Origin of the sequence: Lentzea jiangxiensis (assembly GCF_900104175.1) — a bacterium.
GTDB lineage: Bacteria > Actinomycetota > Actinomycetes > Mycobacteriales > Pseudonocardiaceae > Lentzea > Lentzea jiangxiensis.
Genome location: NZ_FNIX01000007.1, coordinates 124,275 through 149,740, shown reverse-complemented (window position 1 = coordinate 149,740; position 25,466 = coordinate 124,275). Strand labels below are relative to the sequence as shown.

The window sequence follows — 25,466 nt, the reverse complement described above, 5'->3', positions numbered from 1 at the left end:
TTGCGGAAATCAGTCCGTGCCGAACTCCATGGCCGCCGCGTCGAGCAGCTCGTCGGCCTCCGAGACCTCACCGCGCGAGGCGATGGCCTCCGCGCCGCCGTCCGGCACCTCGCCGATCAGCTGGGTCGGCTCGGGCTGCGCCGAGATGAGCGCCGACTGCCGGGTGCCCACCATGCCGAGGCCCGCGAACAGCTCCAGCTTGGCGCGCGAGTCCGCGATGTCGAGGTTGCGCATGGTCAGCTGGCCGATGCGGTCGACCGGGCCGAACGCCGAGTCCTCGGTGCGCTCCATCGACAGCTTGTCCGGGTGGTAGCTGAACGCCGGGCCGGACGTGTCGAGGATCGAGTAGTCGTCGCCCCGGCGCAGCCGCAACGTGACCTCACCGGTGACCGCGGAGCCGACCCAGCGCTGCAGCGACTCGCGCAGCATCAGCGACTGCGGGTCGAGCCAGCGCCCCTCGTACAGCAGGCGGCCGAGCTTGCGGCCCTCGTTGTGGTACGCCGCGACGGTGTCCTCGTTGTGGATCGCGTTCACGAGGCGGTCGTAGGCGATGTAGAGCAACGCCATGCCGGGCGCCTCGTAGATGCCGCGGCTCTTGGCCTCGATGATGCGGTTCTCGATCTGGTCGGACATGCCGAGACCGTGGCGGCCGCCGATGGCGTTCGCCTCCAGCACGAGATCGACGGCGTCGCCGAACTCCTTGCCGTTGATCGTGACCGGACGGCCCTGGTCGAAGCCGATGGTGACGTCCTCGGTCGCGATCTCGACCGACGGGTCCCAGAACTTCACGCCCATGATCGGCTCGACGATCTCGATGCCCTCGTTGAGCAGTTCGAGCGACTTGGCCTCGTGCGTGGCGCCCCAGATGTTCGCGTCCGTCGAGTACGCCTTCTCGACGCTCGACCGGTAGGGCAGGCCGCGCTCGAGCAGCCACTCGGACATCTCCTTGCGGCCGCCGAGCTCGGTCACGAACGCCGCGTCGAGCCACGGCTTGTAGATCCGCAGCGACGGGTTCGCGAGCAGGCCGTAGCGGTAGAACCGCTCGATGTCGTTGCCCTTGTAGGTGGAGCCGTCGCCCCAGATCTGCACGTCGTCGTCGAGCATGGCGCGCACGAGCATCGTGCCCGTGACCGCGCGCCCGAGCGGCGTCGTGTTGAAGTAGGCACGACCACCGGAGCGGATGTGGAACGCGCCGCAGGCCAGGGCCGCGAGACCCTCCTCGACGAGCGCCGAGCGGCAGTCGACGAGGCGGGCGATCTCGGCGCCGTACGTGCCGGCGCGACCGGGGACGGTGTCGATCTCGGGCTCGTCGTACTGCCCGATGTCCGCGGTGTACGTGCAGGGCACAGCGCCCTTCTCACGCATCCACGCGACCGCGACGGAAGTGTCGAGACCACCGGAGAAGGCGATGCCGACGCGTTCGCCGGCCGGAAGTGAAGTGAGCACCTTGGACACGATGAGAATTATGCACGATGATGTATGAGCATGCACGCCCGGGTCCCTGTTAGTTGTGCCTCAAGTAGTGGGCGGCGATGTCGTCGCTGGTCGTGAGCCACACGTCGGGTGCGGCGGCGAGGTGCGCGAGCGCCTGGTCGAGGTACTTGTGCCGGAACGCCTGCCCGGTGACGAACGGGTGCAACGCCAGCGCAAGCACCCGGCCGCCTTCCGCGTGCAGCACCTCGTACTGGTCCTCCACCGCCAGGAGGAGGTCCGCCGGCGACCGGTCGAGGAAGAGCAGGTCGTTCAGCTCGACCGAGTACGGCACGCTGGCCATCCCGGGAACGTTCAGCGCGAACGGCTGGTCGTCGGCGGTCCAGTCGAGCACGTAGTCGAGCCCGAGCTCGGCCAGCAGGCGCGGCGTCGCGGCGGTCTCGGTGAGCCCCGGTCCCATCCAGCCCCGTGGACGCGTCCCCGTCGCCTTTTCGATCGTGCCGACGATGCGGGCGAGCACCTCGCGTTCCTCGTCCTCGGCCAAGTCCGTGTGCAGCCTGGAGTTCGTCTCGCCGTGCGCGAGCCACGCCCAGTTGCGCGCGACACCCGCCTCGATGATCCGCGGGTACTCCTCGGCCACCATCGAGTTGAGCAGCACGCTCGCCCTCAGTCCGTGGCGGTCCAACGACTCCATCGTGCGCCAGATGCCGACACGGGCGCCGTAGTCGCGCCAGCCGTGGTTGAGCGGATCAGGGGTGAGGGTCGCCGTGCCGGGCCACCTGCTGGTGGACGGTGCGCCCGGGAGGAAGTGCTCGACGTTGAGTCCGACGTACACGGCCACCCTCGCGCCGTTCGGCCAGATCAACGGCGGCCGGTCGACGATCGGCGAGTAGTCGTAGAGCTTGTTGCGCGTCATGCCCGGACGGTAGGACTTGACATCGATGTGAGGTTCAAGCTGTTTCACGGGGGTGCGGCCGGTGCGGATCGGTGAGCTGGCACGACGGACGGGCGTGAGCGAGCGGTCGTTGCGCTACTACGAGGAGCAGGGCCTGCTGGTGCCGGCCAGGACGCCCGGCGGTCAGCGCGAGTACCCCGAGGCCGCGGTCGACCGGGTCATCCGGATCCAGGAGCTGTTCGCGGCCGGGCTGTCCAGCAGGAAGGTCGTGCGGCTGCTGCCCTGCCTGCGCGACGCCGACGGCGGGCCGTCCGAGAACGCCACCTCGCGGCTGGTCGCGGAACTCGAGGATGAGCGCGCGCGGATCGACCGCATGATCGCGGACCTGCGCACCACCCGCGAGGTCCTCGACGACGTGATCGACACCGCATCCGGCAGAGGCGCTTAGGCGGGTGTTCGGCGCGGCGCGCGAGCAGCCCGAACCAGGAGAAAACCTCGAAAGCCGCGCGGAGGCGCGGTGGCCGCGGCGGAACCCGTACGCCGCTGTGGTGGACCCGACGGTGGTCGCGAACGGCGCCAGGTGAACGTTGGGGGATTGACCCCGTCACCGCCGCGGAAAAGCGCACGTGACCGATTCCGCGCCGGGATGTGAATTTCCCGGACGGCAAAGATTCAGCGAACCACCTAGACGTGAACGCTGTTCATGTACCACCTTCTGCCTCGCAAGCCTCTCCGCTCCCCTGCCCACCGGAGGCTCCTGTTGAGGAAGAAGATCCTGCCCGCGCTCGCCGGTGCCCTGCTGATCACCGCCCTGTTCCCCGGCGTCGCGCTGGCCGACCCGCCCCGCGCCATCCCCGCGAACTTCGAGGCGGCGGACGGCAAGTGGCAGCCGGCGTTCGACTACGACGGCGACGGGTGCTACCCCACCCCGGCGATCTCGCCGACCGGTGACATCGCGCCCGGCCTGAAGAACTCGGGCGCGCTGAACGGCAACTGCCACGACCAGTCCGACCTGGACAACACCAACTCCTACAGCCGCTCCAAGTGCAACAACGGCTGGTGCGCCTACCTGTACGACCTGTACTTCGAGAAGGACCAGGCCGTGCCGGTGTGGGACTGCTGCGGCCACCGCCACGACATCGAGCACGTGGTGGTCTGGGTGCAGAACGACGTGGCCCAGTACGTCTCGACATCGGAGCACGGCAAGTACAAGGTGCACCCGCGTGCGAACGTGCAGTGGGAAGGCACCCACCCGAAGATCATCTACCACAAGGACGGCGCCAGCACGCACTGCTTCCGCCTCGCGGGCGCGGGTGAGGTGGCGGAGAACCACTACGGCGTCTACCAGTACCCCGACCTGGTCAGCTGGGACCGCTTCCCGGCCGGCGTGCGCGACAAGCTCGTGAACGCGAACTTCGGCAGCGCGTCCCTCGCGATCAAGGACGGCGCGTTCAACCACAACCTGAGCATCGCGAAGCCCGCCGGGATCCCGTTCGACCCGAACGCCTGACGCGCTACCTCGCGACGCGGTCGAGCCACTCGGCCAGGAGGGCCCGTTCCGCCGGGGACAGCACCGGAGGCGGGTCCTCCTCCAGCGCCACCCTCAGCGCGATCGCCCGGCTCGGGATGTCCTTCGGCTCGTCCGGTGAGGCGTCCGAGGTGATCGCCCTGATCACGTTCTCGCGCGTGAACCCGATCAGCCCCAGGTCGCGGTCCTCCTCGGGCGTCGCGATCAGCGCCGGCACCACACCCGGGCCCGCGGCGTGCACGAACTGCGCCGCCTGCTCGACGGGCACCGTCAACCGGCCCGCAGCCGCGACGCGGCTGATGATCCCGCGGAGCATCGCGTCCGCCGTCAGCCGCGCCTCCCGCTTGCGCGGCTTCGGCGCCCTGGCGGTCCGCAGGCTCGGTCTCGCGGGCCACATGCTCACCGGTCCCGCCGAGGCCTTCACACCGGAGCAGTACGCGGCTCTGTCCGACGTGAACGTCCTGGGCACGCAACGCGTGAACCGCGCCGCGCTGCCCCACCTGCGGGCGTCGTGCCGGGCGCCTGCACCCGCGGCACCCACCACTTCGCGCACAGCGGCACCCCCGCCGACACCTCGCGCGCCGCGGAGTACGAGGAGCTCTACCCCGGCCTGGTGGAGCAGGTCGGGGCACGGCTCGCCGAACTGGAGCCCCCGTGGGCGGACGCCGGGGCCGTGGCGGACGCGATCGTGTCCGTGGTGGGCAGCGCTTCCCCGCCGTTCCGCGTGCACGTCGACCCCTCCTCCGACGGCGCCGAGGTGGTGAACGCGGTCGCGGACCGGGTGCGCGGCGAGTTCCTGCGCCGCGTGGAGCTGGCCGACCTGGTCTAACGCCTGTCCAGCAGCGCGGACACGGTGACGAACCGATAGCCGCGCTCCTTCAGCCCCGCGATGATCGGCTTCAGCGCCTGCCGGGTCTGCTCCCGCGCCGGGTACATGGGGTGCAGCAGGACGATCGAACCCGGTCGGGTCTCCCGCAGGGTCCGCTCCGCGATCTGCCCGGCGGTGTGCACGCCCTCGGAGTCCGGCTCGACGTCCCACATGACCGTCGTTCGGCCGTGCCGCTGGAGGTAGTGCGGCAACGCGAACAGCTTCTTGCCGTTGGGCGGCCGGAAGTGGATGTCACCGCTGTAGCCGGTCCTGCGGATCCGGGCGTCGGTGTCCTCGACCTCCCGCGCCACCGTGCCGGGCAGGACTCCGACCATCCGCCGGTGGTGGTAGGTGTGGTTGCCGATCTCGTGCCCCGCCTGCGCGATCTTCCTGCCCAGGTCCGGGTGCTCCTCGAGGTCGCGGCCGACGAGGAAGAAGGTGGCGTGGACGTCCTCCGCCTCCAGGACGTCGAGGACATGCTGGGTGCCGGCCGGGTCGGGGCCGTCGTCGAAGGTGAGGGCGACGAGCTTCTCGCCGGTCTCGACGCGGTGGACCAGGTCACCGAAGAACTGGAACGTGCGGGCGCTGCTGACGTTCCACAGGGAGCCCGCGGCGACCAGCACCACGGCGAGGCTCACGGCGGTGATGACCGCCGGCTTGCGGCGCGACCACGTCATGCGCCCACTATGGCCAACTCCGCTCCTCCGACGCGCAGCACCCCGTCGTCCAGCGGCACCGTGCGGATCCCGCCCTTGCCGCACAACGCCTTGAAGGCACCGGGCGCGATCACCCGGTCCATCCAGGCGCAGGGGTTCGCGGGCCGGTGCACCTCGAACCGCACCGGCCCGTCGCCGCTGTCGAGGCTGAACACGGTGCCGCGCGGCAGCGCATCCACGTCGAACCCGCGCACCACGACGTTCCGGCGTGCCACCAACGGGTCCACGGGCCACGCGGCGAGCGGCTCGGCCGCGATCAGGGTGACGGCGGCGTTGCGGTGCGCGGGGTGGTTGAAGTACCGGTCACCCACGACGCCGAGCCGGGCGCGGACCTCGACGACGTCGCGCGAGACCGGCCCGTGCACGCCTACGAGGGCCGTCCGACGGACGGCCCTCGTAGGCGTGCACGGGTGAGACGTGCAGCGCGACGATCTCGATCAACGCTCGCCGAGCTGCCACTCCGGCCGCACGTAGTGGCACGTGTAGCCGTTCGGGAAGCGCTCCAGGTAGTCTTGGTGCTCGGGCTCGGCCTCCCAGAAGTCCGACTCCTGGGTGACCTCGGTGACGACCTCGCCCGGCCACTTGCCGGAGGCGTCGACCGCGGCGATGACCTCCTCCGCGACCTCCTTCTGGGCGTCGTCGGTGTAGAAGATCGCCGAGCGGTAGCTGGCGCCGATGTCGTTGCCCTGGCGGTTGCGGGTCGACGGGTCGTGGATCTGGAAGAAGAACTCCAGGACCTGCCGGTAGCTCAGCTGCTCGGGGTCGAACACGACCTCGATGGCCTCGGCGTGGTTGCCGTGGCGGCGGTACGTGGCGTTCGGCGTGCTGGGGTCCCCGGTGTAGCCGACACGGGTGGAGACGACGCCGGGGTGGCGGCGGAACAGGTCCTGCATGCCCCAGAAACAGCCGCCCGCGAGAACAGCCTTCTCCGTCACGGTGATACTCCTCTGCTCGGTGTTCACTCAGGAGAACGTTCGGTCTCGGCTGGTTCATCCCCGCCGAGTTGTGACGTATCCATTACGGACCTCGACTCGATGACCTCGCCCAGGTAGCGGATGACGACCGCCACCGCCGCGGCGACCGGCACGGAGAAGAACGCGCCCGCGATGCCGTAGAGGCTGGTGCCGGCCGTGACGACGAGCAGCACGACCGCCGCGTGCAGGCGCAGGCTGCGCGACTGCAGGATGGGCTGCAGCACGTTGCCCTCGACCTGCTGCACCACGATAACGATCACCAGCATGATGAGCGCCGTGGTCAGCCCGTTGCTGACGAGCGCCACCAGCACGGCCAGCGCTCCGGCGATGAACGCACCCACGATCGGCACGAACCCGCCGAGGAACGTCAGCGCCGCCAGCGGGATCGCGAGCGGCACCCCCAGGATGACCAGCCCGAGCCCGATGAGGACGGCGTCGATCAGCGACACGACCGCCTGGCTGCGGATGAAGCTGCCGAGCGTCACCCAGATCCGCTCCAGCACCGTCGTGACGTGACCGCCGGCCCGTTCGCCGATGACACCGCGCAGCCACGGCGTGAAGCGCATGCCGTCCTTGACGAAGAAGAACGCCAGCAGCAGCGCCACCACACCGGTGACCAGCCCGGACGTCACCGCGCCCGCCCCGGTCAGCAGCCCGCCCGCGATCGACCCGATGCTCGACTTGATCTGGTCGACGCCCTGGGCGATCAACCGGTCCAGATCACTGCCCCGCAGGTTGAACGGCGGCCCGCCCACCCAGTCCTGCAGCTGCGTGATGGCCTTCTGCGCGCTCTGGGCGATCTCCGGCACCCCGGACGCGATCGACGACGAGATGGCCGCGATGACGCCGCCGAGCACCCCGAGCCCGAGGAGCAGCACGATCGTCGCCGCCAGCGCCGAGTTGAACCCCTTGGACATCAGCCACCGGGCCGGTGGCCACAGCACCGTCGTGATCAGCAGGGCGATCAGCACGGGCATGACGACCACCCAGAGCTTCCCGACCAGCCAGAGCACCATCCAGAGACCGAGCACGGCCAGCGCCGTCCGCAGACTCCACCGCGCGAGCCAGCTCACGCCGTGCCCGATGGCCTCACCCTTGTCCACCCACCTGCGTTCCCCTGTCACGCGCACAGTCTCTCGTTACCCGCGCGCGGGGGATCGCAGACATGCCGTTTTGTTAGCTCGGCGTCTCCCGGAGGGCCGGACCGCGGACCGGTCGTCCCAGCCGCACTGCCGCAGTGCACGCCGGAGAACTGGTTCTCCCCCGGCTGGTGCCACACGAGGTCGTCGGCGAACTGCTCGGCGACGGTCGCGAGGTCACCGGACTCCAGGGCGTCGAAGTAGGTGGTGGCAACGGCGAACGGGCTGGCTGGTCACGCGGCACGTGTTCGCCGAGGTGCTGGTGAACCGCGAGGCCTACGACGCGCGCTGACGCACCTCGACGTCCGGCACGACCGAACCGCGGATGAGGGAGCGCACCACGGGGAGACCGGAAAGGCGGAAAGCCCAGTCGCGCACCGAGATCCGCCACTCCGATGACGGCGCCATCCAGCCGATGAAGCGCCTTCCGAACTCCTGCGTGTGCTCCACGGCGGGCTTCATGCGGGCCTGGTAGCGCGAGAACGCGCCGTCGAAGCCGAAGGAGAGCTCCTCCGCCAGAACGGACGCGCCGGCCATCGCCAGCGAGGCGCCGTGGCCCGCGAACAACGAGACGGCCCCGCAGGCGTCGCCGACGAGGACGACCTTGCCGCGGTGCCAGACAGGCATGTCCACTTGGGACACCGTGTCGTAGTAGACGTCCTCCGGCACAACGGAGAGCAATGACGGCGTGATCCAGCCCAGGTCTCCGAACCGCGAGCGCAACGTCGCCACCGGGTCGGCGGGCAGAGCGGCGGACGGAGACCGGAACAGCATCAGGGCGGCCATCGACCCGTCCCGCACGGCGTAGCAGCCGACCATGCGGTGCGGGACGGTCAGCATCTGGTACCGGTAGCCGATCCGCTCGCTCAGCAAGGGGTCCCGGAACGAGAACGCCGCCGTGTGATGCCCCAGGTAGCGCACGGACGAAGACCCGAAGACGAGCTCCCGGACCCGCGAGTGCACGCCGTCCGCGCCCACGACGAGGCCGAACGAGGCACACGACCCGTCCGAGAACGTCACCCACCCGTCGTCGATGGAAGAAACCGTTGTGCCGTAACGGATCGGCGACCGCAGGTCATCGCGGACCACCGACGCGAGATCACCGCGCAGCAGGCTGATCACACCGGTCGCGACCGCCTCGTAGGCGGACGCCGAGATCTCGCCGCGCCGCCGGCCGGACGCGTCGACGCTCGTCACCGACGAGATCGGCGCGCGCCGCTCCTCCAGCGCCGGCAGCAGACCCATGCGCCGCGCCACCTCGTGACCGGGACCGAAGAAATCGATCATGTAGCCGCCCTCGCGGAACGACGGCGCCCGCTCGACCACCAGCACGTCCCAGCCCGCGCGTTCCAGCCACCACGCGGACGTGAGCCCGGCGATTCCCGCTCCGACCACCAGCGCCCGTTGGGCGTTCGACTTAGGCATATGCCCAATTTAGCAGCACGAGTGCTTTCCGCAGGTGAACTCGGCGTCGCGAGCACGGGCTGGTCGGCGAACTCGCCGAGTTCGCCGAGGCCGGGAGCGAACTGCGCTGGTCAGCTCTCGACGAGACGCCGGAACGGGCGCGCGACCGCGCGGAAGTCGACCGAGGAGTCCAGCGCGCGGTGCAGCACCAACCCGTCGATGGCCGCGGCCAACAACAAGGCCACCTCGTCGGCGTCACGAACACCAGTCGCCCGCAGCCAGTCCGCGACCCGTTCCCGGAAGTCCGCGACCAGCGCCGACAGGCCGGACCGCAGCCCGGGCAGCCGGTGCGCCGCCAGGAACGCCTCGGCCAGCAGCAACGACTCCGGGTCGGTGCCGGTGAAGCGGGTCAGGTCCTCGAAGATCCGCTCGACGCCCTCGGCCGGCGGCACCTCGCGCAGCGCGTCCGCGGACTCCTCCAGCACCTTCGAGGCGAACCGCAGCGCGGCCGTCGACAGCAGCTCCTGCACCGACGAGAAGTGGTAGTGCACGAGCGCGGGGTTGACGCCCGCCCGTTCCGCGACCAGCCGTGTGGTCACCGCGCCCCAGCCGACCTCGCCCACGAGCCGGGCGGAGGCGTCGATCAGTTGTTCACGGGTGCGGCGACCGCGGTCGGCTGAGTTCGGCACAGGCCAAACTTAACGGCGTGGCTCGGAACATCGGTGACGGATCCTGCCGAGCGCGACCACGCGCCGACGTCCACGCCATCAGCTTCCGGCCCGCTTCGCGAACGCGTCGAGCACCTCACCCCAGCCGCCCGTGTTGTCCCGGTGGGCCTTCGCGCGCAGCTCGGGCGGGCCCGCGAGCGAGGCGAACCCGCTCTCGACGACCTTCAGCCGGGTCGTGGCGCCCTCGGGCGTGAGGGTGAACTCGACCAGCGTCGTGTTGTCCTCGCGCAGGTCCTGCCCCTCGAACGCGCTCGCCCACCGGTAGGACACGTAGGTCCGCGGCGTGACGGTCTCCACCCGCACCGGGTAGTCGCCGTACCGCTCGTTCCTGCACAACGTCGTCTCCCCCTCGACCGCCGCGCCCGACGGCTCGGAGGCCACCCAGAACCCCGGTTCGGTCACCAGCCGCCAGACCCGCTCCAGCGGCGCTTCGATCAGGGTCTCGCGTTCGATCCGGTCCACGTTCACGACAACTCCCAGGTCCGCGAATAAGTGCAACCTCAGAGTTGCACATTCCCGGAACAATGTGCAACTCCAGGGTTGCGAGTTATCGGGCGCCCAGGGAGCTGACGACCTTGGTGGTCACGGCGGACGAACTGCGGACGGTGCCCTTCTCCAGACCGCCCTGGTCGTGCGGCAGGTCCACGGCGACGGTCTCTCGGCGACCGATGTAGTCGCCGTTGTCCGGGTCGATGATCATCTCGGTGAAGTCGTCGAAGTGCTTCAGGCCGAGCGCGACGCCCTCCTTGCCGTCGAGGTTCGCCCTCTTCTCGGTCACGACCAGTCCCGGCAGCAGGGCGAGGGCGCGGAAGATCGTCGCGCGCACCCGGGCCGGGTACTCCCCCGACCCGAGCGCTTCGCCCGCTTCCACCAGCGCGCCCGCGTCGCCGGTGCCGCCGGCCTTCCTCAACTCGTCCAGCAACGCCGCCGGGTCCTCCGGCAACGCCGCGACGAACTCCGGCGTCGGGTTGCCGAACGAGCCCGCGGTGCAGCGGTCCGGCTGTCCCTCGGCGAAGTAGGGGTACCTGCCGCACCTGCCGCGGAACTCCTGGCCGTCCTCGAACGACGTGCCCGCCTGCGGCTGCCCCTGGCCCTCGTGGCCCTCCAGCCACCGCACCGAGTTGATCTCGTTGCGGAACAGCCACTCGTCGCGCCGGTCGGCGGGCACCCACTCCTCCTGCGTCAGGTCGGTGTGGGTCGCCTCCCCGGGACCGGCCCCGGTGGTGATCCCCTCGTACCTGCTGCGCACGTAGCGGAACTGGCCGGGACCGACCGGGCGTTCGACCACGCGGGAAGCGAGGTCGGCGGCCCTGGTCAGCTCCTCGGCGGCTGTCGCGGCGTTCCCGCCGCCGGTGAGGTCGACGGTGGAGGCCGCCAGACCCGCGCCGGTCAGCACCGTGACGGCGGCCGCGGCGGCGAGCCAGCGGGTGCGGCGGCGCGGCCTCCCGGACGTGCGGTCCGCCAGAGCGGCCGCCAGCGCGATCCTGCCCGCCGCCACGTCGAACCGGACAGGTTCGGCACCGGCACGGGCCAGGGCGGCGTCGAGCACGCGGTCGAGGGTCTCGGACTTGGTGGGCTCAGGCATCGCTTTCCTCGCTGGAGTCGTGGTCGGTGGCGGCGAGACGGGTGCGCAGCCGGGCGCGGCCGCGGTGCAGCCTGGTGCGGACGGTGGCCACCGGGACGTCGAGCGCCACGGCGATCTCGGTCGGCGTGAAGTCCGCCCAGGCGTGCAACAGCAACACCTCGCGTTCCTCGATCCGCAGTTCGGCGAGCCACGCGGTCAGCGGACCGGCGAGCACCTCGGCGTCCGCCGCCGCACTCGCCCGGTCACCGATGTCGGCCTCGTCGGTGCGGGCGGCGTGCTCCTTGCTCCACGCCCGCAGCTTGCGTTCCTCGGCCCGCACGTGACCGCGCAACAGGTTCGTCGCCACGCCGTAGAGCCACGCGCGCACGGCATCGGCCTCGTAGACCTGCCCGGCCCGCTGGTCCCACAGCACGAGGAACGCCTCGGAGACCACGTCCTGCGCGGTGTCGGCACCGACCCGCCTGGCCACGTAGCGGTGCAGCCGCTCGGCCGTCGTCTCGTACAGCGCCAGCAGTGCGGCCTCGTCCAGCACCGCGGGCGCCCTCGTCTCGGGTTTCAGCGCCACCGGCGCCACGTCGCTTCGCACATCCCCACCTGACCGCAGGACCCCGGAGCGTTCCCGATCGACAGCCACCCGATCGTGTCGCGCGTCCCGATCACTACTATCGCCCGATGACCGCCTACGACGATCTTGAGCTCGACACGACGGTGCTGCCGGAGCGCCAGCAGAAGATCCTGGTCGCCATCCGGGACTGGGTCGTCGAGCACGGCTACTCCCCCAGCACCCGCGAGATCGGCGAGGCGGTTGGGCTGAAGTCGTCGTCCAGCGTGTCGAAGCACCTGGCGGCGTTGGAGGACAAGGGTTTTCTCAAGCGCGGCGGTTCCGTGACGCGGCCGATGGACGTGCGGGTGTTCCTCAGCGGGGCGCCGGTCGTGCCGGGGCGGGGCGCGAGTGACTCGATCTCGGTGCCGGTCGTCGGCGACATCGCCGCCGGCGCCCCGATCTCCGCCATCGAGCACGTGGACGAGGTGCTGCACCTGCCGCGCGGGTTGGTAGGGCGCGGCAGCAACGTGTTCGCGCTGCGCGTGCGCGGTGACTCGATGATCGACGCGGCGATCTGCGACGGCGACACCGTGGTGGTGCGCCAGACGCACGAGGCCTACAACGGGCAGATCGTGGCCGCGATGATCGAGGAGGAGGCGACGGTCAAGGTGTACCAGCGCCGCGGCGGTCACGTGCACCTCGAGCCGCGCAACGCGGCCTACCCCGTGATCGACGGCGACAAGGCCGTGATCCTCGGCGTCGTCGTCTCGGTGCTCCGCAGCATCTGACCACTGTGGACCGTTACAGGCCACCCCAGTCGCGGGAGCGCAGGTGGTCCACGACGGCGTCGACGGCCGGGGTCGTCGCTCCGCGGGTGACGACGTAGAGGGTGTTGAGCGGCGGCACCTCCGGGTGGTGCAGCTGCTCGACCGAACCGGCGGCCAGCGCGGGTTCGGCGAGGTAGCGCGGCAGGGCGGAGACCCCGGCACCGGCGATCACCGCCGCCAGCACCCCGCGCAGGTCCGGAACCGTCATCGCGGTCGTGGCGCGCGGGCGCCTGCCGAACTCGCTGCGCCAGTAGCGGCGGATGATCGGCAGGTCGTCGGAGTAGGCGACGAGCGGCAGGTGCTCGAGGGCGCGCGCCGGGTCCCGCGCGAGCAGGTCCGGGTCCACGGTCCTGGCCAGCAGCGGCGGGCCGACCAGCAGGAACTCCTCGTCGGTGAGCGGGATCGCGGTGAACCCGGCCGGCGGCCGCACCGAGGACAGCACGACGTCGAGCTGCCCGGCCCGCAGCGAGGCGAGCAGGTCCCCGGCCAGGCCGAACACGACGTCGAACCGGAGTCCGCGCCGGGTCAGCGGGGCGAGCGCGGGCAGGCCGCGGACGGTCAGGAACTCCGCCGCTCCCCCGATCCGCACGGTGCCGTCGAGCCCCGGTTCGGGATCCAGCGCCGTCCTGAGCTGGTCGACGTGCTGCCCCACCCGCCGCGCGAGCTCGTCGGCGCGGGGCGTGGGCGTGACGCCACGGCTTCCCCGGACGAACAGCGGCTGGCCCAGGTGCTTCTCCAGCCTGGCGAGCTGGCCGCTCACGGCGGGCTGGGTGAGCCCGCGCCGGGCGGCCGCGGCGGTGAGGGAGCCGCTGCGGTGGATCTCCAGGAACGTCGCGAGCAAATCGAGGTCCGTCAAGCCGTCAGCCATAAGGCAGCTTATAGCTCCGCCGACAAGTTCTGCGGATCTGTGATGTCCTGGACGCATGAAGAAGCTACTGATGGTCGTGTCCGCCGCCGATTCCCTCACCCTGGCGGACGGCACGAGCCACCCCACGGGGTTCTGGGCCGAGGAGGTCGTCGAGTCGGTGCGCGTGCTGCGCGAGGCGGGCGTCGAGGTCACGCTGGCGACGCCGGGCGGTGTCGTGCCGACCGTGGACAAGGCGAGCCTCGACGGCACGTTCGACGAGGCCGTCGCCTCACTGGAGGACCTGCGCGCCCCGGTGTCGCTGTCGTCGGTGCGGGCCGCCGACTTCGACGCGGTCTACCTGCCCGGCGGTCACGGCCCGATGGCGGACCTGGCTTCCGACGCGACGCTCGGCGGCCTGCTCGCGGCGTTCCACGACGGCGGCAAGCTCGTCGCGGCGCTGTGCCACGGGCCGGCCGGGCTGCTCAGCGCGGTCCGCGAGGACGGCACGTTCGTCTTCGCCGGCAAGGAGATGGCGGTGTTCAGCGACGAGGAGGAGCGCCAGGGCGGCCTGGACGTCCCCTACTCGGTCGCCGGACGGCTGGCGGAACTGGGCGCGCGGCTGCGCACGGGTGAGCCGTGGTCGAGCACGGTGGTCGTGGACGGCAGGCTCGTGACGGGTCAGAACCCGCAGTCCACCGTGGCCACCGCGGAGCGGGTCGCCTCCCTGCTCGCCTGACGAGGCGCTGCCGCGATCCGCCGCGGCAGGGCGGGTTCGTCGCTTTGATGACCGGCAGCTCGGACGGCGCGTTCCCCGGTCGACGTCGCCGGGGCGCGCCACCGGCTCCGGTCCGAACCCGTCCGTGTCGTGCCCCCTCCGGCCTGATCAGCTCCCGCACCACGGCGGTGTCGACGGTGGCGTGACCGACGAGCAGCGCGGTGTCGTGGAGGTCCTTGACCTGCGGCCACATGTCGGTCGCGAGCCACTGCACCTTCCACGCGAGCGACAGCTCCCTGCTCGCCGCGAGCAGGGTGGTGCCGGCGATCCGCACGGGCTCCGGCGCGATCGGCAGGTCCTCCTCGAACACGAGGTCGACCTCCGCGAGCGGCTGGTACGTCGACTGGAACCCCTCCTGACCGGCGGGTGCGCGCCGCATCCTCTCGTCGCGGTCGCGGTGCCAGTTGCCCGGCCCGCTGATCCAGCCGTCGCCGATGTGCAACGCGTCGTCGTCGACCACGTACTCCTCCTCCACCTCCACCACCTCGAAAGGCGCGGAGGGCGGCGAGGAGTGCGTCCAGCCGGCGTCAGCATCGGCTGCGATTACACCTTGCCCCCGTGCAGCTCAAGCTCCCCGCGTGCACGTCCGTCCCCCTTGCCTCACAACGCCGTCTGCGCCACCGCGAGCACGGCCAGCAGCGCCGGGCCACGACTCAGCTGCACGACCAGCCCCAGCGGCGCCGGTCCGTAGAACCCGACGCTCACGATCGCGGCACCGTAGTCGACCGGCGGCCGCGTCGCGATCCGATATACGGCCGCGACCGCGCCCACCGCCGAGACGACTCCGTTGAGCACGGTCACGTGCGGGGTGATCGCGGTCGTCACCGCGCACCACAGCACGGCACCGGCCGCGGGGAACGCGAGGTGCGCCAGGCGCAGCGTCCGGTCCGGCAGGCCCAGGGCGCGGCGCAGCGCGGGTGAGCGGCACACGGACTTCAAGCCCGCGGCGAGCCGGTCGGTGGCGAGGAACGCGGCGACGAGGTGGACGGCCGCGACGACCTCGACCTCGCCGCCCAGTGCCACGAGTCCGGGGACGGGGAGCAGGGCCGCCCAGACCAGCAGGGCGTTCGGGCTGCGGCGCAGGCGCAGGACGTCACTCCAGACCAGCACCACGAGACGAGAGCCTCGCAACCGCGCGGACTTCACGCGGCCGAGGGCGCGCGCACGGCGTTCGGCGAGGATCGCGCCGAGCAGGGCGAGGTCGAACCAGCTCACCGAGACCCGCGCGACCCCGGCGAGGACCGCGCCCGCCGCGAGGTCGAACCGCCGCAAGTGGCGCACCGACTCGAGAGCGACGCCCGCGAGGGTGATCGCCACCGCCCACGCGACCGCGACCACGCCGGACGCGGGCTCCCGGACGTCCCAGTCCGGCGGCATGAACAACGCCGGCACCGCGACGCCGGCCAGCACGCTCAACCACCTCTGCGGACGAACCCGCACGCGCTGCAGCACCACGGCGACAGCCACCACCGCCACCCCGGCGGCAGCCCCGATCCCCACGGCGACGAACGGCGGGAGGACGGTACCCACCACACCGGACACCACCGCGGGCCACACGGCGCCTGCCGCGGCGCCGCCCGCGAGCAGCCAGGCCAACCGGGGCCGCAGCAGTTCCCCGCGCGGCACCGGAGAGCTGAACACCCAGAACAGCCGGTCGGCTCCGGCGAACACCGGCCCGACCGCGAGCAGCACCTTCAGCAGCACGGCAGCGGCCAGCACCGACAACCAGAGCGCGACCCACGCACTTCCCGGCCGCCCCGCCCCGGAGAGGCCGGCGGAAGCCCACCCGGCTCCGACGAGGCCGGTGATCGAGACGTTGACCAGCAGCGGGTAGGCGCGGACGACCCTGACGCGCCACGGCACCGGCGCTCGCAACCGGCGCCGGACCGCCGTCACAGCACCACGGTCCGGCACGCCACCGCCTCCACCAGCTCCTGGTCGTGCGACGCGAAGACCACCGCCACCCCGGCGGCCTTCTCGGCCAGCAGCCGGGAGCGCAACCAGGCGCGACCGGACGCGTCGAGGCGCTGCTCCGGTTCGTCGAGCACCAGCACCGACCGCGGGCGGACGAAGCAGGAGGCCAGGCCGAGCCGGTGCCGCTGTCCCGACGAGAGCGTCGGCGGCAGCTGGTCGGCCACCGCGGCCAGCCCGACCTCCTCCAGCAGCGCCAGCACGTCGAAGGGCGAGGAGTGCAGCGAGGCCAGCAGCCGCAGGTGTTCGACGACGGACAGGTCCGGGAAGTGGTCGGCGTCGTCGAGCAGGGACGCGACGGCGGTCCGGAACGCGGCTGACGACTCGTCCAGGGACGCGCCGCCGATCAGCACGCTCCCCGAGTCCAGCACCTCGGCCCCGGCCAGGCACCGCAGCAGCGTCGACTTGCCGGCGCCGTTCGCGCCCACGACGGCAACGGCCTCACCGGGTGCCACGTTGAACGACAAACCCGAGAAGAGGGGAACCGGGCCGTAGCCGAAGCCGGCGTCCCCCACGGCCAGCGACATGTGATCAGGGTATCGGGAATGGATCGCGCACCCAGGCGTTAGGGTAGATGCAAACGCATTAATCACGAAGGACGAAGGAGGCGGGGACCGTGCAGTTCGGAATCTTCTCGGTGAGCGACATCACCAGGGACCCGGTGAGCGGCGAGACCCCCAGCGAGGCCGAGCGCATCGACGCGATCGTGCAGATCGCGGAGAAGGCCGAGGAGGTCGGTCTCGACGTGTTCGCCATCGGCGAGCACCACAACCCGCCCTTCTTCTCGTCCGCACCCACGACGTTGCTGAGCCACATCGCGGCGAAGACCCGCAAGCTGATCGTCAGCACCGCCACGACGCTGATCACCACCAACGACCCGGTGCGCATCGCGGAGGAGTACGCGATGCTGCAGCACCTGGCGAAGGGCCGCATGGACCTGATGCTGGGCCGCGGCAACACCGCGCCGGTCTACCCGTGGTTCGGCCAGGACATCCGGCAGAGCCTGCCGCTCGCGCTCGAGAACTACAACCTGCTGCACCGGTTGTGGCGCGAGGACGTCGTGGACTGGGAGGGCAAGTTCCGCACGCCGTTGCAGGGCTTCACCTCCACGCCGCGGCCGCTCGACGACCTCCCGCCGTTCGTGTGGCACGGGTCGATCCGCACGCCGGAGATCGCGGAGCAGGCCGCCTACTACGGCGACGGCTTCTTCGCGAACAACATCTTCTGGCCGAAAGAGCACTACATGCGGCTGATCAAGTTCTACCGCCAGCGGTACGCGCACTACGGCCACGGCACGGAGAAGCAGGCCGTCGTCGGCCTCGGCGGCCAGGCGTACATCGCCAAGCGGTCGCAGGACGCGATCAGCGAGTTCCGCCCGTACTTCAACGAGGCCCCCGTCTACGGCCACGGGCCGCGGATGGAGGACTTCATGGAGCAGACGCCGCTGTCGGTCGGCAGCCCGCAGGAGGTCGTCGACAAGACGCTGACCTTCCGCGAGCACTTCGGCGACTACCAGCGCCAGATGTTCCTGATGGACCACGCGGGCCTGCCGCTCAAGACCGTGCTGAACCAGCTCGACCTGCTCGGCGAGGAGGTCGTCCCGGTGCTGCGCAAGGAGATGGAGTCGCGCCAGGACCCGGAGACCGCCAAGCCGCCGACGCACGCCGGTCGCCTGAAGGAGAAGTACGGCGACAAGCCCGCGCGTCAGCCGAGGCCGAACGCCAACCGGGGTGACAACGTCACGGGTGGCTCGCCGTACCAGGACGAGCGGTGACTCGTGCCAACGAGGCGTGGGAGTCGCTGATGCGGGCGTACGCCGTGTTGACGAAGCAGTTCAACGCGGAGGACGTCTGGGGCGAGTTGACCATGCGGGAGTACGACGTGCTGTACCAGCTGTCCAAGTGCGACGGTCCACTCAGGATGAGTGAGCTGAACCGGCACGTGCTGCTGAGCCAGCCCGCCCTGTCCCGCATGGTCGACCGCCTGGTCGAGCGGGGTCTGGTGCGGCGCTGCCCCGACCCCGGCGACCGCCGGGGTGTGCGCCTGTCGCTCACCCCGGCCGGCCGGGACACCCAGCGGGCGATCGGCCGGCCGCACGCACGCAGCGTCGCGCGCGCCCTGAGCGTGCTGACGCCCGAAGAACTCGACCAGCTCGCCGCCATCACCGGCAAGCTCAGCCAGAACGAGGAGCAATGAGCCAGACCTTCCAGCTGGTGGTCGTCTCCGCGGGCACCAGCGACCCGTCGTCCACCCGCCTGCTCGCCGACCGCGTCGCCGGACGGGTCACCGCCCTCGCCGGCCGGCGCGGGCAGACCGTCACCACGAGCGTCGTCGAGCTGCGCGAGCTCGCTTCCGAGATCGCGAACGCCCTGGTGTCGAACCACGTCGGGCCGAAGCTGCAGAAGGCGGTCTCCGCCCTGCAGCACGCGGACGGCGTCGTCGCGAGCACGCCGGTCTACAAGGCGGGCGCCAGCGGGTTGTTCACCTCGTTCTTCCAGCTCCTCGACAACGACCTGCTGATCGCGAAGCCGGTCGTGCTCGCCGCGACCGCCGGCACCGCCCGGCACGCGCTCGTGGTCGACGACCAGATGCGCGGCCTGTTCGCCTACCTGCGGACCGTCGTGGTGCCGACGTCGCTGTTCGCCTCCACCGAGGACTGGCAGGACAACGGGCTGAACAAGCGCATCGACCGCGCGGCCCTCGAACTGGTGGCGCTCATGGCCGCCGGGTTCGAGAAGACCGTGCGCGAGGAGTCCTGGGGCAGCTACCAGCACGAGTTCGGCAGCGCGGGCGGCACCGAGCTGACGATCGACCTCGACTCCGACCTGATGAGGCTCGCCGCCGGCGGAGCGGCGAACTAGAAGGCCGCACCACGCGAGAGCTTCTCGTTCTCGCGCAGCTCGACCACTGCACGCTCGTGCCCGCTGAGTTCCTCTTCGGGTGGGGCCGCACGTCACCGTGAGGGGACGTGCGGCCCCCTGGGGCTACCTGGCCTGGTAGGGCTCGATGTCCTCGGCCTCGGCGACCTGCCGGACCTCGACCGACATCTCCTCGACGCCCGCGAAGCAGGTGATGTACTCCTCGGCGACGGCCGTGGCCTCCGCGAGGTCCTTCGCGCCGATCAGCAGGAAGCCGCCGACGACCTCCTTGGCCTCGGCGAACGGCCCGTCCGTCGCCCTGACCGCCGCACCGCGCCTGCGCACCACCGCGCCGGTCCGGTGCACCCCCTCGGCGCCGAGCAGGACGCCGTTCGCGCCGAGCTTCCCGACGAACGCGTTCATCCGCTCGACGAGCTCGGTGTTCGGCTCCCAGGAGGCCGGGTCGTCCTCCCGGACTCGGTGCGTGAGCATGAACCGCATGGTCTCTCCTCGATGTCGACTGACGGCGACGCCCGCCGCCACCCCTGCGTCGATCGACGTCACGGAGCTTTCGACATCTTCGCGCGGAACTCCTTCAGCGCCTGCCCGACACGAGGTGCCCGGCGGTGCGCAGAGCCAGCGCCGCCATCGTGAGCGACGGGTTCGACGTGCCGAGCGAGGGCATGCTCCCGCACCCGACCGCGTAGAGGTTCGGGTGGTCCCAGCAGCGCTGCCACTCGTCCACGACGGAGTCGCGCGGTGACGTGCCCATCACGTGCGTACCGCCGCTGTGCCCGGCGCCCCAGTAGCGGAGCGGTTCGCCGTCGTGTTCGAAGTAGTGCCCGTCGTCCGGTTCGTACGCCGTGAAGTCCTCCGCGCCGAGCATCTGGAACAGCTGTTCCGACACCCTTTTCGCGGCGAGCAGGCCGTCCTTGACGTAGTCCGACAGCGCGTAGTGGACGGACGGGCGCGGGTTGCCCAGGGCGTCGCGTGCGTCCGCGAGGGTGACGCGGTTGGCGGGGTCCGCCTCCTGCTCGACCTCGATCTGCAGCGTGAACTGCCTGCCGACCCGCTCCGCGACCGCCTTCCTCAGCTCGGTCCCGCGCAGACCGGCGGCGACGAGCTCGGCGGTGTCCGAGCCGGGGCTGCCCGCCGACCAGCCCCAGCCCCAGTTGCCGATCTCGATGCGGAACGGCGCCCGTGCGCGGCGCTCGGGGCCCGACCGGAAGGTCTCGATGCCGGTCGTCGAGCCCGGGCCGCGGAACGGGCCGATCGGGTGGGGCATCAGCCCCCACGTCAGCAGCACCGGGTGTCCCATGAGGTTGCGCCCCACCTGCCCGCTGCTGTTCGCGAGCCCTGACATGAGCAGCAGCTTGGCGTTCTCGACGGCGTGCGCGGCGAGGAGCACGACGTCCGTTGGCACCGTGTGCCGCGTGTGCCTGCCGGAGGTGTCGTCCTCGTAGCGCTGGTAGCCGACCTCGGTGATGCGGCCGGTCTCGTCGGCGTGCAGCCGGTTCACCACGCAGCGGGTGCGCAGCTCGACGCTGGCGGACCACCGCTCCTGCGTGCGGCGCGGTGTGTACTTGGCACCCTCCGGGCAGACGGGCACGCAGCTCGCGAAGCCGGCGCAGAGCCGTCCGTCCGGACGGTATCCGTCGACCGGGACACCGTTGCGCGCCTGAGGTGTGCCGACGACCAGGAGCTTGTGGCCGTCGATGCGCCGTCCGTCCACAACGGACGCTATGGCGTGGTCGAGGAACGTGCGGGGCAACGCGTGCATCGGGTAGCGGTAGCCGTCGGCGACGGGAACGTGCTGCCGTTGCTCGTCCGCGTCGGCCGCGATGCCGATCTCCCACTCCGCCGCGCGGTAGTGTGGTTCCAGGTCCGCGTAGGACAGCGGCCAGTTGCGGCCCCGGCCGAGGTCGCCGGTGCGGAAGTCGTCGGGGCGCATCCGGGGTGTGATGCCGGTCCAGAGGGTGCCCGTGCCGCCGTTCATGCGCAGGTAGGGGCTCGCGAGCGAGTGCGGGCCGGTGGTGACCAGGTAGTCGCTGGACGGCGCGGCGGCCGTCGTGCGGTAGGGCGTGAGCGGCGACTTGACGAGCGCCGTGCGGAAGCGGCTGACCGCGTCGTCGTTCGGTTCCGCGCCCGCCTCCAGGACGAGCACGCGAAACCCGTTGTCCCCCAGCACCTTGGCGACGAGCGAGCCGGCGAACCCCGCGCCGACGACCACGGCCCTCACCGGGCGCTTCTTCGCGGTCTGTGCTCCCAGCTGCCGAAACCGGGCCCCGCCGTGCCCGGCGGGGCGACCCCGATCGCCTTCCACGCCAGGCCTTCGGCGTAGGCGCGTTCGGCCGGGACCGCCCCGCGCCAGACCCCGGTGTACCAGAGCTGGATGACCTCGGCCTCGGACGCGCCGTCGGCCAGCGCGCGGTACTGCTCGACCAGTCCGGTCGACCTCAGCTCCTCCACCGAGAACCCGGTCAGCTCGGCGGACAGCTCCACGAAGGCGTCCATCCCGCCATCCTCAGCGGAGGAACTCCCGTGCGCCACACGATCCGGGCCAGGCTCACCCGCGTGGCGCAACCTCCATCTCGCCGAGCTCCGACCAGCCGTCCTGCTCGACGACCTGGCTCACGATGCGCGGCGTCTCGGCGAGGTAGCGCGGCAGTTCCTCCTGGGCGGTCCTGAAGTGCTCCGACCGCACGTGCGCGCCACCGGCGTCGCCGTCGCGGAACGCCTCGACCAGCACGTACTCGTTCGGGTCGTCGAGGCTGCGCGACCAGTCGAACCACAGGCAGCCGGGCTCGGCACGGGTGGCCTCGGTGAAGCTCCTGCTGAGCTCCGGCCAGGCCTCGGCGTGCTCGGGCAGGACGCGGAACTTGGCGGTGATGAAGATCAAGACGGCCTCCTCGAGCTGATCTGTCCGAGCCTAGACCGCCTGCGCGTCGACGACCTGTTCACGCGGTACCCACCCGTGTTCCTCCCCTGCGAGGCCGCCGACCCGCGCGTCCGCAAGGCGTGTGGCGCGGTCCGCGGACGCGAAACCGTTGGGAGGTCTACGAAACCATGACAGGCGAGGTGCACGCCGCGAGCGACCGCGCCGCTATCTGCGCCGACATCGACCGGACCCGCTAGACGACCTCGACCGTCACCTCGACGACGTCCCCGGGACTGATGTCGTTCTTCTTGCGCACGGCCGCCTTGATCGGCAGCACGTAGCACCCCGACTGCTTGTCCGGGAACACCGACGTGGACCACGTGCTGGCGCCCACGCCCACCCGCACCTTGACCGAGCCGAACCCGGCACCCGGCGTGGCGATGTCGCGGATCTGGTCCGAGACGTCCTCGGGCAGCGTCACGAACGTCCAGGTGTCCATGCGGCGGGCGTCCCAGAGCCACAGCTCCGCGTCGAAGACGAACATCCGGCCATTCTCGCAGCCACGCTCACAGCGGTGCGCTGACGTGGAAGCAGTTCGTCGAACCGCGAGGGCCGGCTCTTCGCCATGCCGTACATCCACCCCGCCGTCACCGTCAGTCACCAGACCAGCCGACTTCAGCGCGGTCGCTCACCCGTTATGGTGACGAACGCCACCGACCACTTCGGTCGGTTTACCTACCGAATCGGTTGGTGAACACCGTAAAGTCGAGGACATGCCACGACAGCCCAGGGCCGGGGTCGACGAGAGGATCCTCGACGCCGCCGCCGCGCTCTTCGCGCGGCACGGCTTCGAGCAGACCTCGGTGAAGGCCCTCGCCGACGCCGTCGGCCTGTCCAAGGCCGGCCTGCTGCACCACTTCCCGAGCAAGGAAGCTCTCTTCGAAGCGGCGTGGGAGCAGAGCCGCGTCATCTGCCGGCACGTGCTCGAGCTGGTCTCGGACATGCCGGCGGGACCCGCTCGCGAGCGCCGGTCGGTCGAGCTGCTGACCGACTACGCGCTCGACCGGCCGGGCATGGTCTCGCTGCTGTTCCGGTCGATGACGGCGCCCGGCGAGGACCCCCAGCAGGCGCAGGACGAGCTGCTGCTCAACGAGATGTTCGTCATCGACCCGACCACCGAACTGCCGCGCGCCATCCGGATCGTCGGCGCGCTCAGCGCCATGGCGGTGCTCACCCTGCTGGCCAACCAGGAGGGTGACAAGACGCTGTGGCGCCCCTTGATCCTCGCTACCTGTTATGACGCACTCGGGCACCGGGAGGCCTGACCACCATGGCGAAACTGCTCTACAGACTGGGTAGGGGTGCGCACCGGCACCGCCTTCCGGTCATCCTGCTCTGGCTCCTCGTGCTGGTCGGCTCCGGGGTGGGGGCCTTCACGCTCGGCGGCGAGACGTCCAACTCGATGTCCATCCCGGGCCAGGAGTCGACGACCGCGCTCGAGCGGATCCAGGAGAAGTTCGGCACGGGCGAGAGCGCGTCGGCGCGGGTCGTCCTGCAGGCTCCTGCCGGGCAGAAGCTGCCGCAGCACGTCAAGACGATCACCGACCTGGTGGCGGACGAGTCCGCGCTGCAGGGCGTGCGGTCGGCGACGAACCCGCTCGACCCGGCCGCGCCGAGCGTCAACAAGGACCTCGACGTCGGCTACAGCACCGTCACCTACGAAGTGAAGCCCGGTGAGGTCACCGACGCGCAGCGCGCCGACCTGCTCAAGGCCGTCGACAAGGCCCGCGCGGCCGGGTTGACCGTCGAGGTCGGCGGCACCGCGATGCAGGAGACGCCGCACGTCGGAGGCCCGACCGAGGCCATCGGTGTCGTGCTGGCGCTCGTCGTGCTCGCGCTGACCTACGGCTCGCTCGTGACCGCGGGCATGAACCTGCTGAGCGCCGGCATCGGCGTCGGCATCGGCACGCTCGGCATCACGATCGCGACCGGGTTCATGGACCTGCAGTCGACCACGCCGATCCTCGCCTCGATGCTGGGTCTCGCGGTCGGCATCGACTACGCGTTGTTCATCATCAACCGCTACCGCCAGGAGCTGCGCCGCGGCTCGGACGTCGGCCACGCCGTCGCGACCGCGGTGGGCACCGCCGGTTCGGCCGTCGTCACCGCCGGTCTGACCGTCGTGATCGCGCTGGTGGGCCTCGCGATCGCGGGCATCCCGTTCCTCACGCAGATGGGCGTCTCGGCCGCGGCCACGATCGTCGTCGCCGTGCTGATCGCCATCACGCTGGTCCCCGCGGTGCTGAGCCTGCTCGGCCGCCGCGTGCTGACCCGCAAGGAGCGCGGCGCCGCGAGTGCCGAGCCCAAGGACCGCGGCGTCATCACCGGCTGGGCCGGTGCGATCACCCGCAACCGCCTCGTCGCGCTGCTGCTCTCGGTCGTGGCGCTCGGCATCGTCTCGATCCCCGTGGCGTCCATGGACACCACGCTGATCCAGCAGCCGCCGGCCGGCTCCACGCAGGAGCGCGCCAACCAGATCCTCGCGAAGGGGTTCGGCGAGGGCTTCAACGGCCCGATCATCGTCCTGGTCGAGGGGGACGGCGCCGCCGCCATCGCCGGCAAGGCGGCCGAGCCGATCTCGAAGCTGTCCGACGTCGCTCTCGTGACGCCCCCGCAGCCGAGCCAGGACGGCGGGTCCGCGATGGTCACGGTCATCCCGAAGTCCGGCCCGGACAGCACGGAGACCGAGCAGCTCGTCGCCGACCTGCGCGCCGAACTGTCCGACCTGGACGGCGGCAAGGCCTACGTCACCGGCGCCACCGCGGTGAGCGTCGACGTGGCCACGTCCCTGGACCGCGCGCTGCCGATCTACCTCGCGGTCGTCGTGGGCCTCGCGCTCGTGCTGCTGGTCCTCGTGTTCCGCTCGCTGCTGGTGCCGGTCGTCGGTGTGCTCGGCTTCCTGCTCACCATCGGCTCCTCGCTCGGCGCGACGGTCGCGGTGTTCCAGTGGGGCTGGCTCGCCGACGCGGTCAACCTCGACGGCACCGGCCCGCTGATCAGCCTCACGCCGATCCTGGTGATCGGCATCCTGTTCGGGCTCGCCATGGACTACCAGATCTTCCTGGTGTCCCGGATGCACGAGGCGCACCACCGCGGCGCCCGGCCGATCGAGGCCATCACCACGGGCTTCCGCCAGGCGGCCCCGGTCGTCGTGGCCGCGGCGCTGATCATGTTCTCGGTGTTCGCGGGCTTCGTCCCGGCGGGCGAGCCGACCGTGAAGTCGATCGCCTTCGCCCTGGCGGTGGGCATCTTCGTGGACGCGTTCGTGGTCCGCATGGTGCTCGTGCCGGCCGCGCTGGCCCTGATCGGTGAGCGCGCCTGGTGGCTGCCGAAGTGGCTGCGGTGGCTGCCGGAGCTCGACGTCGAAGGCACGGCGCTCGACGAGATCGAGAAGAAGGACCAGCAGGAGCCGGTCACCGTCTAACCGAACCGGTGGAC

Annotated in this window: 31 protein-coding genes and 1 pseudogene; 11 read left to right on the top strand and 21 right to left on the bottom strand. The window is 71.0% G+C overall.

Annotation, left to right across the window (positions count from 1 at the left end; translation table 11 throughout):
• Positions 1-9 precede the first annotated feature (9 nt).
• Both argG and BLQ91_RS21230 read right to left on the bottom strand, forming a co-directional pair.
• Entirely contained in the window at positions 10-1,455 is a 1,446-nt protein-coding gene (gene argG, locus BLQ91_RS21235; protein WP_090098991.1) for an argininosuccinate synthase, read from the bottom strand.
• Positions 1,456-1,504: 49 nt separating this feature from the next.
• Positions 1,505-2,347, bottom strand: a complete 843-nt coding sequence (locus tag BLQ91_RS21230; protein WP_090098989.1) for a polysaccharide deacetylase family protein — start codon at positions 2,345-2,347, stop codon at positions 1,505-1,507.
• 61 nt (positions 2,348-2,408) lie between these two features.
• Between BLQ91_RS21230 and BLQ91_RS21225 the strand changes: the two genes are divergently transcribed.
• Both BLQ91_RS21225 and BLQ91_RS21220 read left to right on the top strand, forming a co-directional pair.
• The gene (locus tag BLQ91_RS21225; RefSeq protein WP_090099201.1) at positions 2,409-2,774 is read left to right on the top strand and encodes a MerR family transcriptional regulator; all 366 of its coding nucleotides are present in this window, start codon (positions 2,409-2,411) and stop codon (positions 2,772-2,774) included.
• Between the two features lie 312 nt (positions 2,775-3,086).
• A complete protein-coding gene (locus tag BLQ91_RS21220) occupies positions 3,087-3,836 on the top strand; it encodes an NPP1 family protein (RefSeq protein WP_425412509.1) in 750 nt (249 codons plus the stop codon).
• A gap of 4 nt (positions 3,837-3,840) precedes the next feature.
• Here the strand turns inward: BLQ91_RS21220 and BLQ91_RS21215 are convergent, their stop codons facing one another.
• Positions 3,841-4,323 (bottom strand): hypothetical protein, encoded by a 483-nt coding sequence (locus tag BLQ91_RS21215; protein WP_143022745.1) that lies wholly within the window; start codon positions 4,321-4,323, stop codon positions 3,841-3,843.
• A 42-nt stretch (positions 4,324-4,365) separates the two neighbouring features.
• Between BLQ91_RS21215 and BLQ91_RS21210 the strand changes: the two genes are divergently transcribed.
• Positions 4,366-4,683 (top strand): Rossmann-fold NAD(P)-binding domain-containing protein, encoded by a 318-nt coding sequence (locus BLQ91_RS21210; RefSeq protein ID WP_090098983.1) that lies wholly within the window; start codon positions 4,366-4,368, stop codon positions 4,681-4,683.
• Here BLQ91_RS21210 and BLQ91_RS21205 read toward each other — a convergent pair.
• The 10 genes and pseudogenes from BLQ91_RS21205 to BLQ91_RS21165 form a co-directional block, all read right to left on the bottom strand.
• Positions 4,680-5,399: a polysaccharide deacetylase family protein gene (locus tag BLQ91_RS21205; protein WP_090098980.1), complete on the bottom strand. Its 720-nt coding sequence runs from the start codon at positions 5,397-5,399 to the stop codon at positions 4,680-4,682. The genes BLQ91_RS21210 and BLQ91_RS21205 overlap by 4 nt on opposite strands.
• Complete coding sequence (locus BLQ91_RS21200; protein WP_245733706.1) at positions 5,396-5,803, bottom strand: MOSC domain-containing protein; 408 nt, start codon at positions 5,801-5,803, stop codon at positions 5,396-5,398. Before BLQ91_RS21200 ends, BLQ91_RS21205 begins: the two co-directional genes overlap by 4 nt.
• 72 nt (positions 5,804-5,875) lie before the next feature.
• Positions 5,876-6,373 carry a peptide-methionine (S)-S-oxide reductase MsrA gene (gene msrA, locus BLQ91_RS21195; RefSeq protein ID WP_090099199.1) on the bottom strand — a complete coding sequence of 166 codons (498 nt, stop codon included), beginning with the start codon at positions 6,371-6,373 and terminating at the stop codon, positions 5,876-5,878.
• A gap of 23 nt (positions 6,374-6,396) precedes the next feature.
• Positions 6,397-7,536, bottom strand: a complete 1,140-nt coding sequence (locus BLQ91_RS21190) for an AI-2E family transporter (RefSeq protein WP_090098978.1) — start codon at positions 7,534-7,536, stop codon at positions 6,397-6,399.
• Positions 7,533-7,748: pseudogene (locus BLQ91_RS43795) on the bottom strand (hypothetical protein); the annotation flags it as partial. The gene BLQ91_RS21190 and the pseudogene BLQ91_RS43795, both read right to left, overlap by 4 nt.
• Before the next feature lie 79 nt (positions 7,749-7,827).
• Positions 7,828-8,976: an FAD-dependent oxidoreductase gene (locus BLQ91_RS21185; RefSeq protein ID WP_090098976.1), complete on the bottom strand. Its 1,149-nt coding sequence runs from the start codon at positions 8,974-8,976 to the stop codon at positions 7,828-7,830.
• A gap of 110 nt (positions 8,977-9,086) precedes the next feature.
• A complete protein-coding gene (locus tag BLQ91_RS21180) occupies positions 9,087-9,644 on the bottom strand; it encodes a TetR/AcrR family transcriptional regulator (protein ID WP_090098974.1) in 558 nt (185 codons plus the stop codon).
• Positions 9,645-9,722: 78 nt separating this feature from the next.
• Positions 9,723-10,151 carry an SRPBCC domain-containing protein gene (locus tag BLQ91_RS21175; protein ID WP_090098972.1) on the bottom strand — a complete coding sequence of 143 codons (429 nt, stop codon included), beginning with the start codon at positions 10,149-10,151 and terminating at the stop codon, positions 9,723-9,725.
• Between the two features lie 79 nt (positions 10,152-10,230).
• Positions 10,231-11,268: a CU044_5270 family protein gene (locus tag BLQ91_RS21170; RefSeq protein ID WP_090098969.1), complete on the bottom strand. Its 1,038-nt coding sequence runs from the start codon at positions 11,266-11,268 to the stop codon at positions 10,231-10,233.
• A complete protein-coding gene (locus BLQ91_RS21165; protein WP_176959871.1) occupies positions 11,261-11,854 on the bottom strand; it encodes an RNA polymerase sigma factor in 594 nt (197 codons plus the stop codon). The genes BLQ91_RS21170 and BLQ91_RS21165 overlap by 8 nt, the downstream gene beginning before the upstream one ends.
• An 86-nt stretch (positions 11,855-11,940) precedes the next feature.
• On the opposite strand from BLQ91_RS21165, the gene lexA reads away from it, so the two are divergent.
• Positions 11,941-12,600 carry a transcriptional repressor LexA gene (lexA, locus tag BLQ91_RS21160; protein WP_090098966.1) on the top strand — a complete coding sequence of 220 codons (660 nt, stop codon included), beginning with the start codon at positions 11,941-11,943 and terminating at the stop codon, positions 12,598-12,600.
• A gap of 13 nt (positions 12,601-12,613) precedes the next feature.
• On the opposite strand, the gene BLQ91_RS21155 is transcribed toward lexA, so the two are convergent.
• Positions 12,614-13,495 carry a LysR family transcriptional regulator gene (locus BLQ91_RS21155; RefSeq protein ID WP_090099197.1) on the bottom strand — a complete coding sequence of 294 codons (882 nt, stop codon included), beginning with the start codon at positions 13,493-13,495 and terminating at the stop codon, positions 12,614-12,616.
• A gap of 67 nt (positions 13,496-13,562) precedes the next feature.
• Between BLQ91_RS21155 and BLQ91_RS21150 the strand changes: the two genes are divergently transcribed.
• On the top strand, positions 13,563-14,222 hold the full coding sequence (locus BLQ91_RS21150; protein ID WP_090098964.1) for a type 1 glutamine amidotransferase domain-containing protein: 660 nt from the start codon (positions 13,563-13,565) through the stop codon (positions 14,220-14,222).
• A gap of 230 nt (positions 14,223-14,452) precedes the next feature.
• Complete coding sequence (locus BLQ91_RS41495) at positions 14,453-14,620, top strand: hypothetical protein (protein WP_176959870.1); 168 nt, start codon at positions 14,453-14,455, stop codon at positions 14,618-14,620.
• A 241-nt stretch (positions 14,621-14,861) separates the two neighbouring features.
• Here the strand turns inward: BLQ91_RS41495 and BLQ91_RS21145 are convergent, their stop codons facing one another.
• Positions 14,862-16,157, bottom strand: a complete 1,296-nt coding sequence (locus BLQ91_RS21145) for a DUF6297 family protein (RefSeq protein ID WP_143022744.1) — start codon at positions 16,155-16,157, stop codon at positions 14,862-14,864.
• Complete coding sequence (locus BLQ91_RS21140) at positions 16,154-16,759, bottom strand: ABC transporter ATP-binding protein (RefSeq protein ID WP_090098960.1); 606 nt, start codon at positions 16,757-16,759, stop codon at positions 16,154-16,156. Before BLQ91_RS21140 ends, BLQ91_RS21145 begins: the two co-directional genes overlap by 4 nt.
• An 89-nt stretch (positions 16,760-16,848) precedes the next feature.
• Here BLQ91_RS21140 and BLQ91_RS21135 point away from each other — a divergent pair, with 89 nt between their 5' ends.
• The 3 genes from BLQ91_RS21135 to BLQ91_RS21125 are packed head-to-tail and all read left to right on the top strand — an operon-like array spanning position 16,849 to position 19,093.
• Positions 16,849-18,006, top strand: coding sequence for an LLM class flavin-dependent oxidoreductase (locus BLQ91_RS21135; protein WP_090098958.1), 1,158 nt, complete (start codon positions 16,849-16,851; stop codon positions 18,004-18,006).
• Complete coding sequence (locus tag BLQ91_RS21130; RefSeq protein ID WP_245733705.1) at positions 18,003-18,428, top strand: MarR family winged helix-turn-helix transcriptional regulator; 426 nt, start codon at positions 18,003-18,005, stop codon at positions 18,426-18,428. The genes BLQ91_RS21135 and BLQ91_RS21130 overlap by 4 nt, the downstream gene beginning before the upstream one ends.
• Entirely contained in the window at positions 18,425-19,093 is a 669-nt protein-coding gene (locus BLQ91_RS21125) for a CE1759 family FMN reductase (protein WP_090098956.1), read from the top strand. The genes BLQ91_RS21130 and BLQ91_RS21125 overlap by 4 nt, the downstream gene beginning before the upstream one ends.
• Positions 19,094-19,216: 123 nt before the next feature.
• On the opposite strand, the gene BLQ91_RS21120 is transcribed toward BLQ91_RS21125, so the two are convergent.
• The 5 genes from BLQ91_RS21120 to BLQ91_RS21100 all read right to left on the bottom strand — a co-directional run bounded on the left by BLQ91_RS21120 (position 19,217) and on the right by BLQ91_RS21100 (position 22,512).
• Complete coding sequence (locus BLQ91_RS21120) at positions 19,217-19,591, bottom strand: YciI family protein (RefSeq protein ID WP_090098954.1); 375 nt, start codon at positions 19,589-19,591, stop codon at positions 19,217-19,219.
• 94 nt (positions 19,592-19,685) lie between these two features.
• Positions 19,686-21,329, bottom strand: a complete 1,644-nt coding sequence (locus BLQ91_RS21115) for a GMC family oxidoreductase (protein ID WP_090098952.1) — start codon at positions 21,327-21,329, stop codon at positions 19,686-19,688.
• Positions 21,326-21,604 carry a hypothetical protein gene (locus BLQ91_RS21110; RefSeq protein WP_090098950.1) on the bottom strand — a complete coding sequence of 93 codons (279 nt, stop codon included), beginning with the start codon at positions 21,602-21,604 and terminating at the stop codon, positions 21,326-21,328. The genes BLQ91_RS21115 and BLQ91_RS21110 overlap by 4 nt, the downstream gene beginning before the upstream one ends.
• A gap of 52 nt (positions 21,605-21,656) precedes the next feature.
• Positions 21,657-21,989: a putative quinol monooxygenase gene (locus BLQ91_RS21105; protein WP_090098948.1), complete on the bottom strand. Its 333-nt coding sequence runs from the start codon at positions 21,987-21,989 to the stop codon at positions 21,657-21,659.
• 232 nt (positions 21,990-22,221) lie between these two features.
• Entirely contained in the window at positions 22,222-22,512 is a 291-nt protein-coding gene (locus BLQ91_RS21100; RefSeq protein ID WP_090098947.1) for a DUF1905 domain-containing protein, read from the bottom strand.
• Positions 22,513-22,741: 229 nt separating this feature from the next.
• On the opposite strand from BLQ91_RS21100, the gene BLQ91_RS21095 reads away from it, so the two are divergent.
• Both BLQ91_RS21095 and BLQ91_RS21090 read left to right on the top strand, forming a co-directional pair.
• Complete coding sequence (locus BLQ91_RS21095; protein WP_090098945.1) at positions 22,742-23,293, top strand: TetR/AcrR family transcriptional regulator; 552 nt, start codon at positions 22,742-22,744, stop codon at positions 23,291-23,293.
• A gap of 5 nt (positions 23,294-23,298) precedes the next feature.
• Complete coding sequence (locus BLQ91_RS21090; RefSeq protein ID WP_090098942.1) at positions 23,299-25,452, top strand: MMPL family transporter; 2,154 nt, start codon at positions 23,299-23,301, stop codon at positions 25,450-25,452.
• The last annotated feature ends 14 nt before the right edge of the window (positions 25,453-25,466 follow it).

Bases quoted from the DNA above. Each gene is read 5' to 3' on its own strand.
- BLQ91_RS21185 (WP_090098976.1), bottom strand. From the start codon at position 8,976: ATGCCTAAGTCGAACGCCCAACGGGCGCTGGTGGTCGGAGCGGGAATC.
- BLQ91_RS21090 (WP_090098942.1), top strand. From the start codon at position 23,299: ATGGCGAAACTGCTCTACAGACTGGGTAGGGGTGCGCACCGGCACCGC.
- BLQ91_RS21100 (WP_090098947.1), bottom strand. From the start codon at position 22,512: ATGTTCGTCTTCGACGCGGAGCTGTGGCTCTGGGACGCCCGCCGCATG.
- BLQ91_RS21150 (WP_090098964.1), top strand. From the start codon at position 13,563: ATGAAGAAGCTACTGATGGTCGTGTCCGCCGCCGATTCCCTCACCCTG.
- BLQ91_RS21140 (WP_090098960.1), bottom strand. From the start codon at position 16,759: ATGTCGCTGGCCGTGGGGGACGCCGGCTTCGGCTACGGCCCGGTTCCC.
- BLQ91_RS21205 (WP_090098980.1), bottom strand. From the start codon at position 5,399: ATGACGTGGTCGCGCCGCAAGCCGGCGGTCATCACCGCCGTGAGCCTC.
- lexA (WP_090098966.1), top strand. From the start codon at position 11,941: ATGACCGCCTACGACGATCTTGAGCTCGACACGACGGTGCTGCCGGAG.
- BLQ91_RS21110 (WP_090098950.1), bottom strand. From the start codon at position 21,604: ATGGACGCCTTCGTGGAGCTGTCCGCCGAGCTGACCGGGTTCTCGGTG.
- BLQ91_RS21170 (WP_090098969.1), bottom strand. From the start codon at position 11,268: ATGCCTGAGCCCACCAAGTCCGAGACCCTCGACCGCGTGCTCGACGCC.
- BLQ91_RS21230 (WP_090098989.1), bottom strand. From the start codon at position 2,347: ATGACGCGCAACAAGCTCTACGACTACTCGCCGATCGTCGACCGGCCG.
- BLQ91_RS21125 (WP_090098956.1), top strand. From the start codon at position 18,425: ATGAGCCAGACCTTCCAGCTGGTGGTCGTCTCCGCGGGCACCAGCGAC.
- BLQ91_RS41495 (WP_176959870.1), top strand. From the start codon at position 14,453: ATGTCGGTCGCGAGCCACTGCACCTTCCACGCGAGCGACAGCTCCCTG.
- BLQ91_RS21095 (WP_090098945.1), top strand. From the start codon at position 22,742: ATGCCACGACAGCCCAGGGCCGGGGTCGACGAGAGGATCCTCGACGCC.
- BLQ91_RS21120 (WP_090098954.1), bottom strand. From the start codon at position 19,591: ATGCGGTTCATGCTCACGCACCGAGTCCGGGAGGACGACCCGGCCTCC.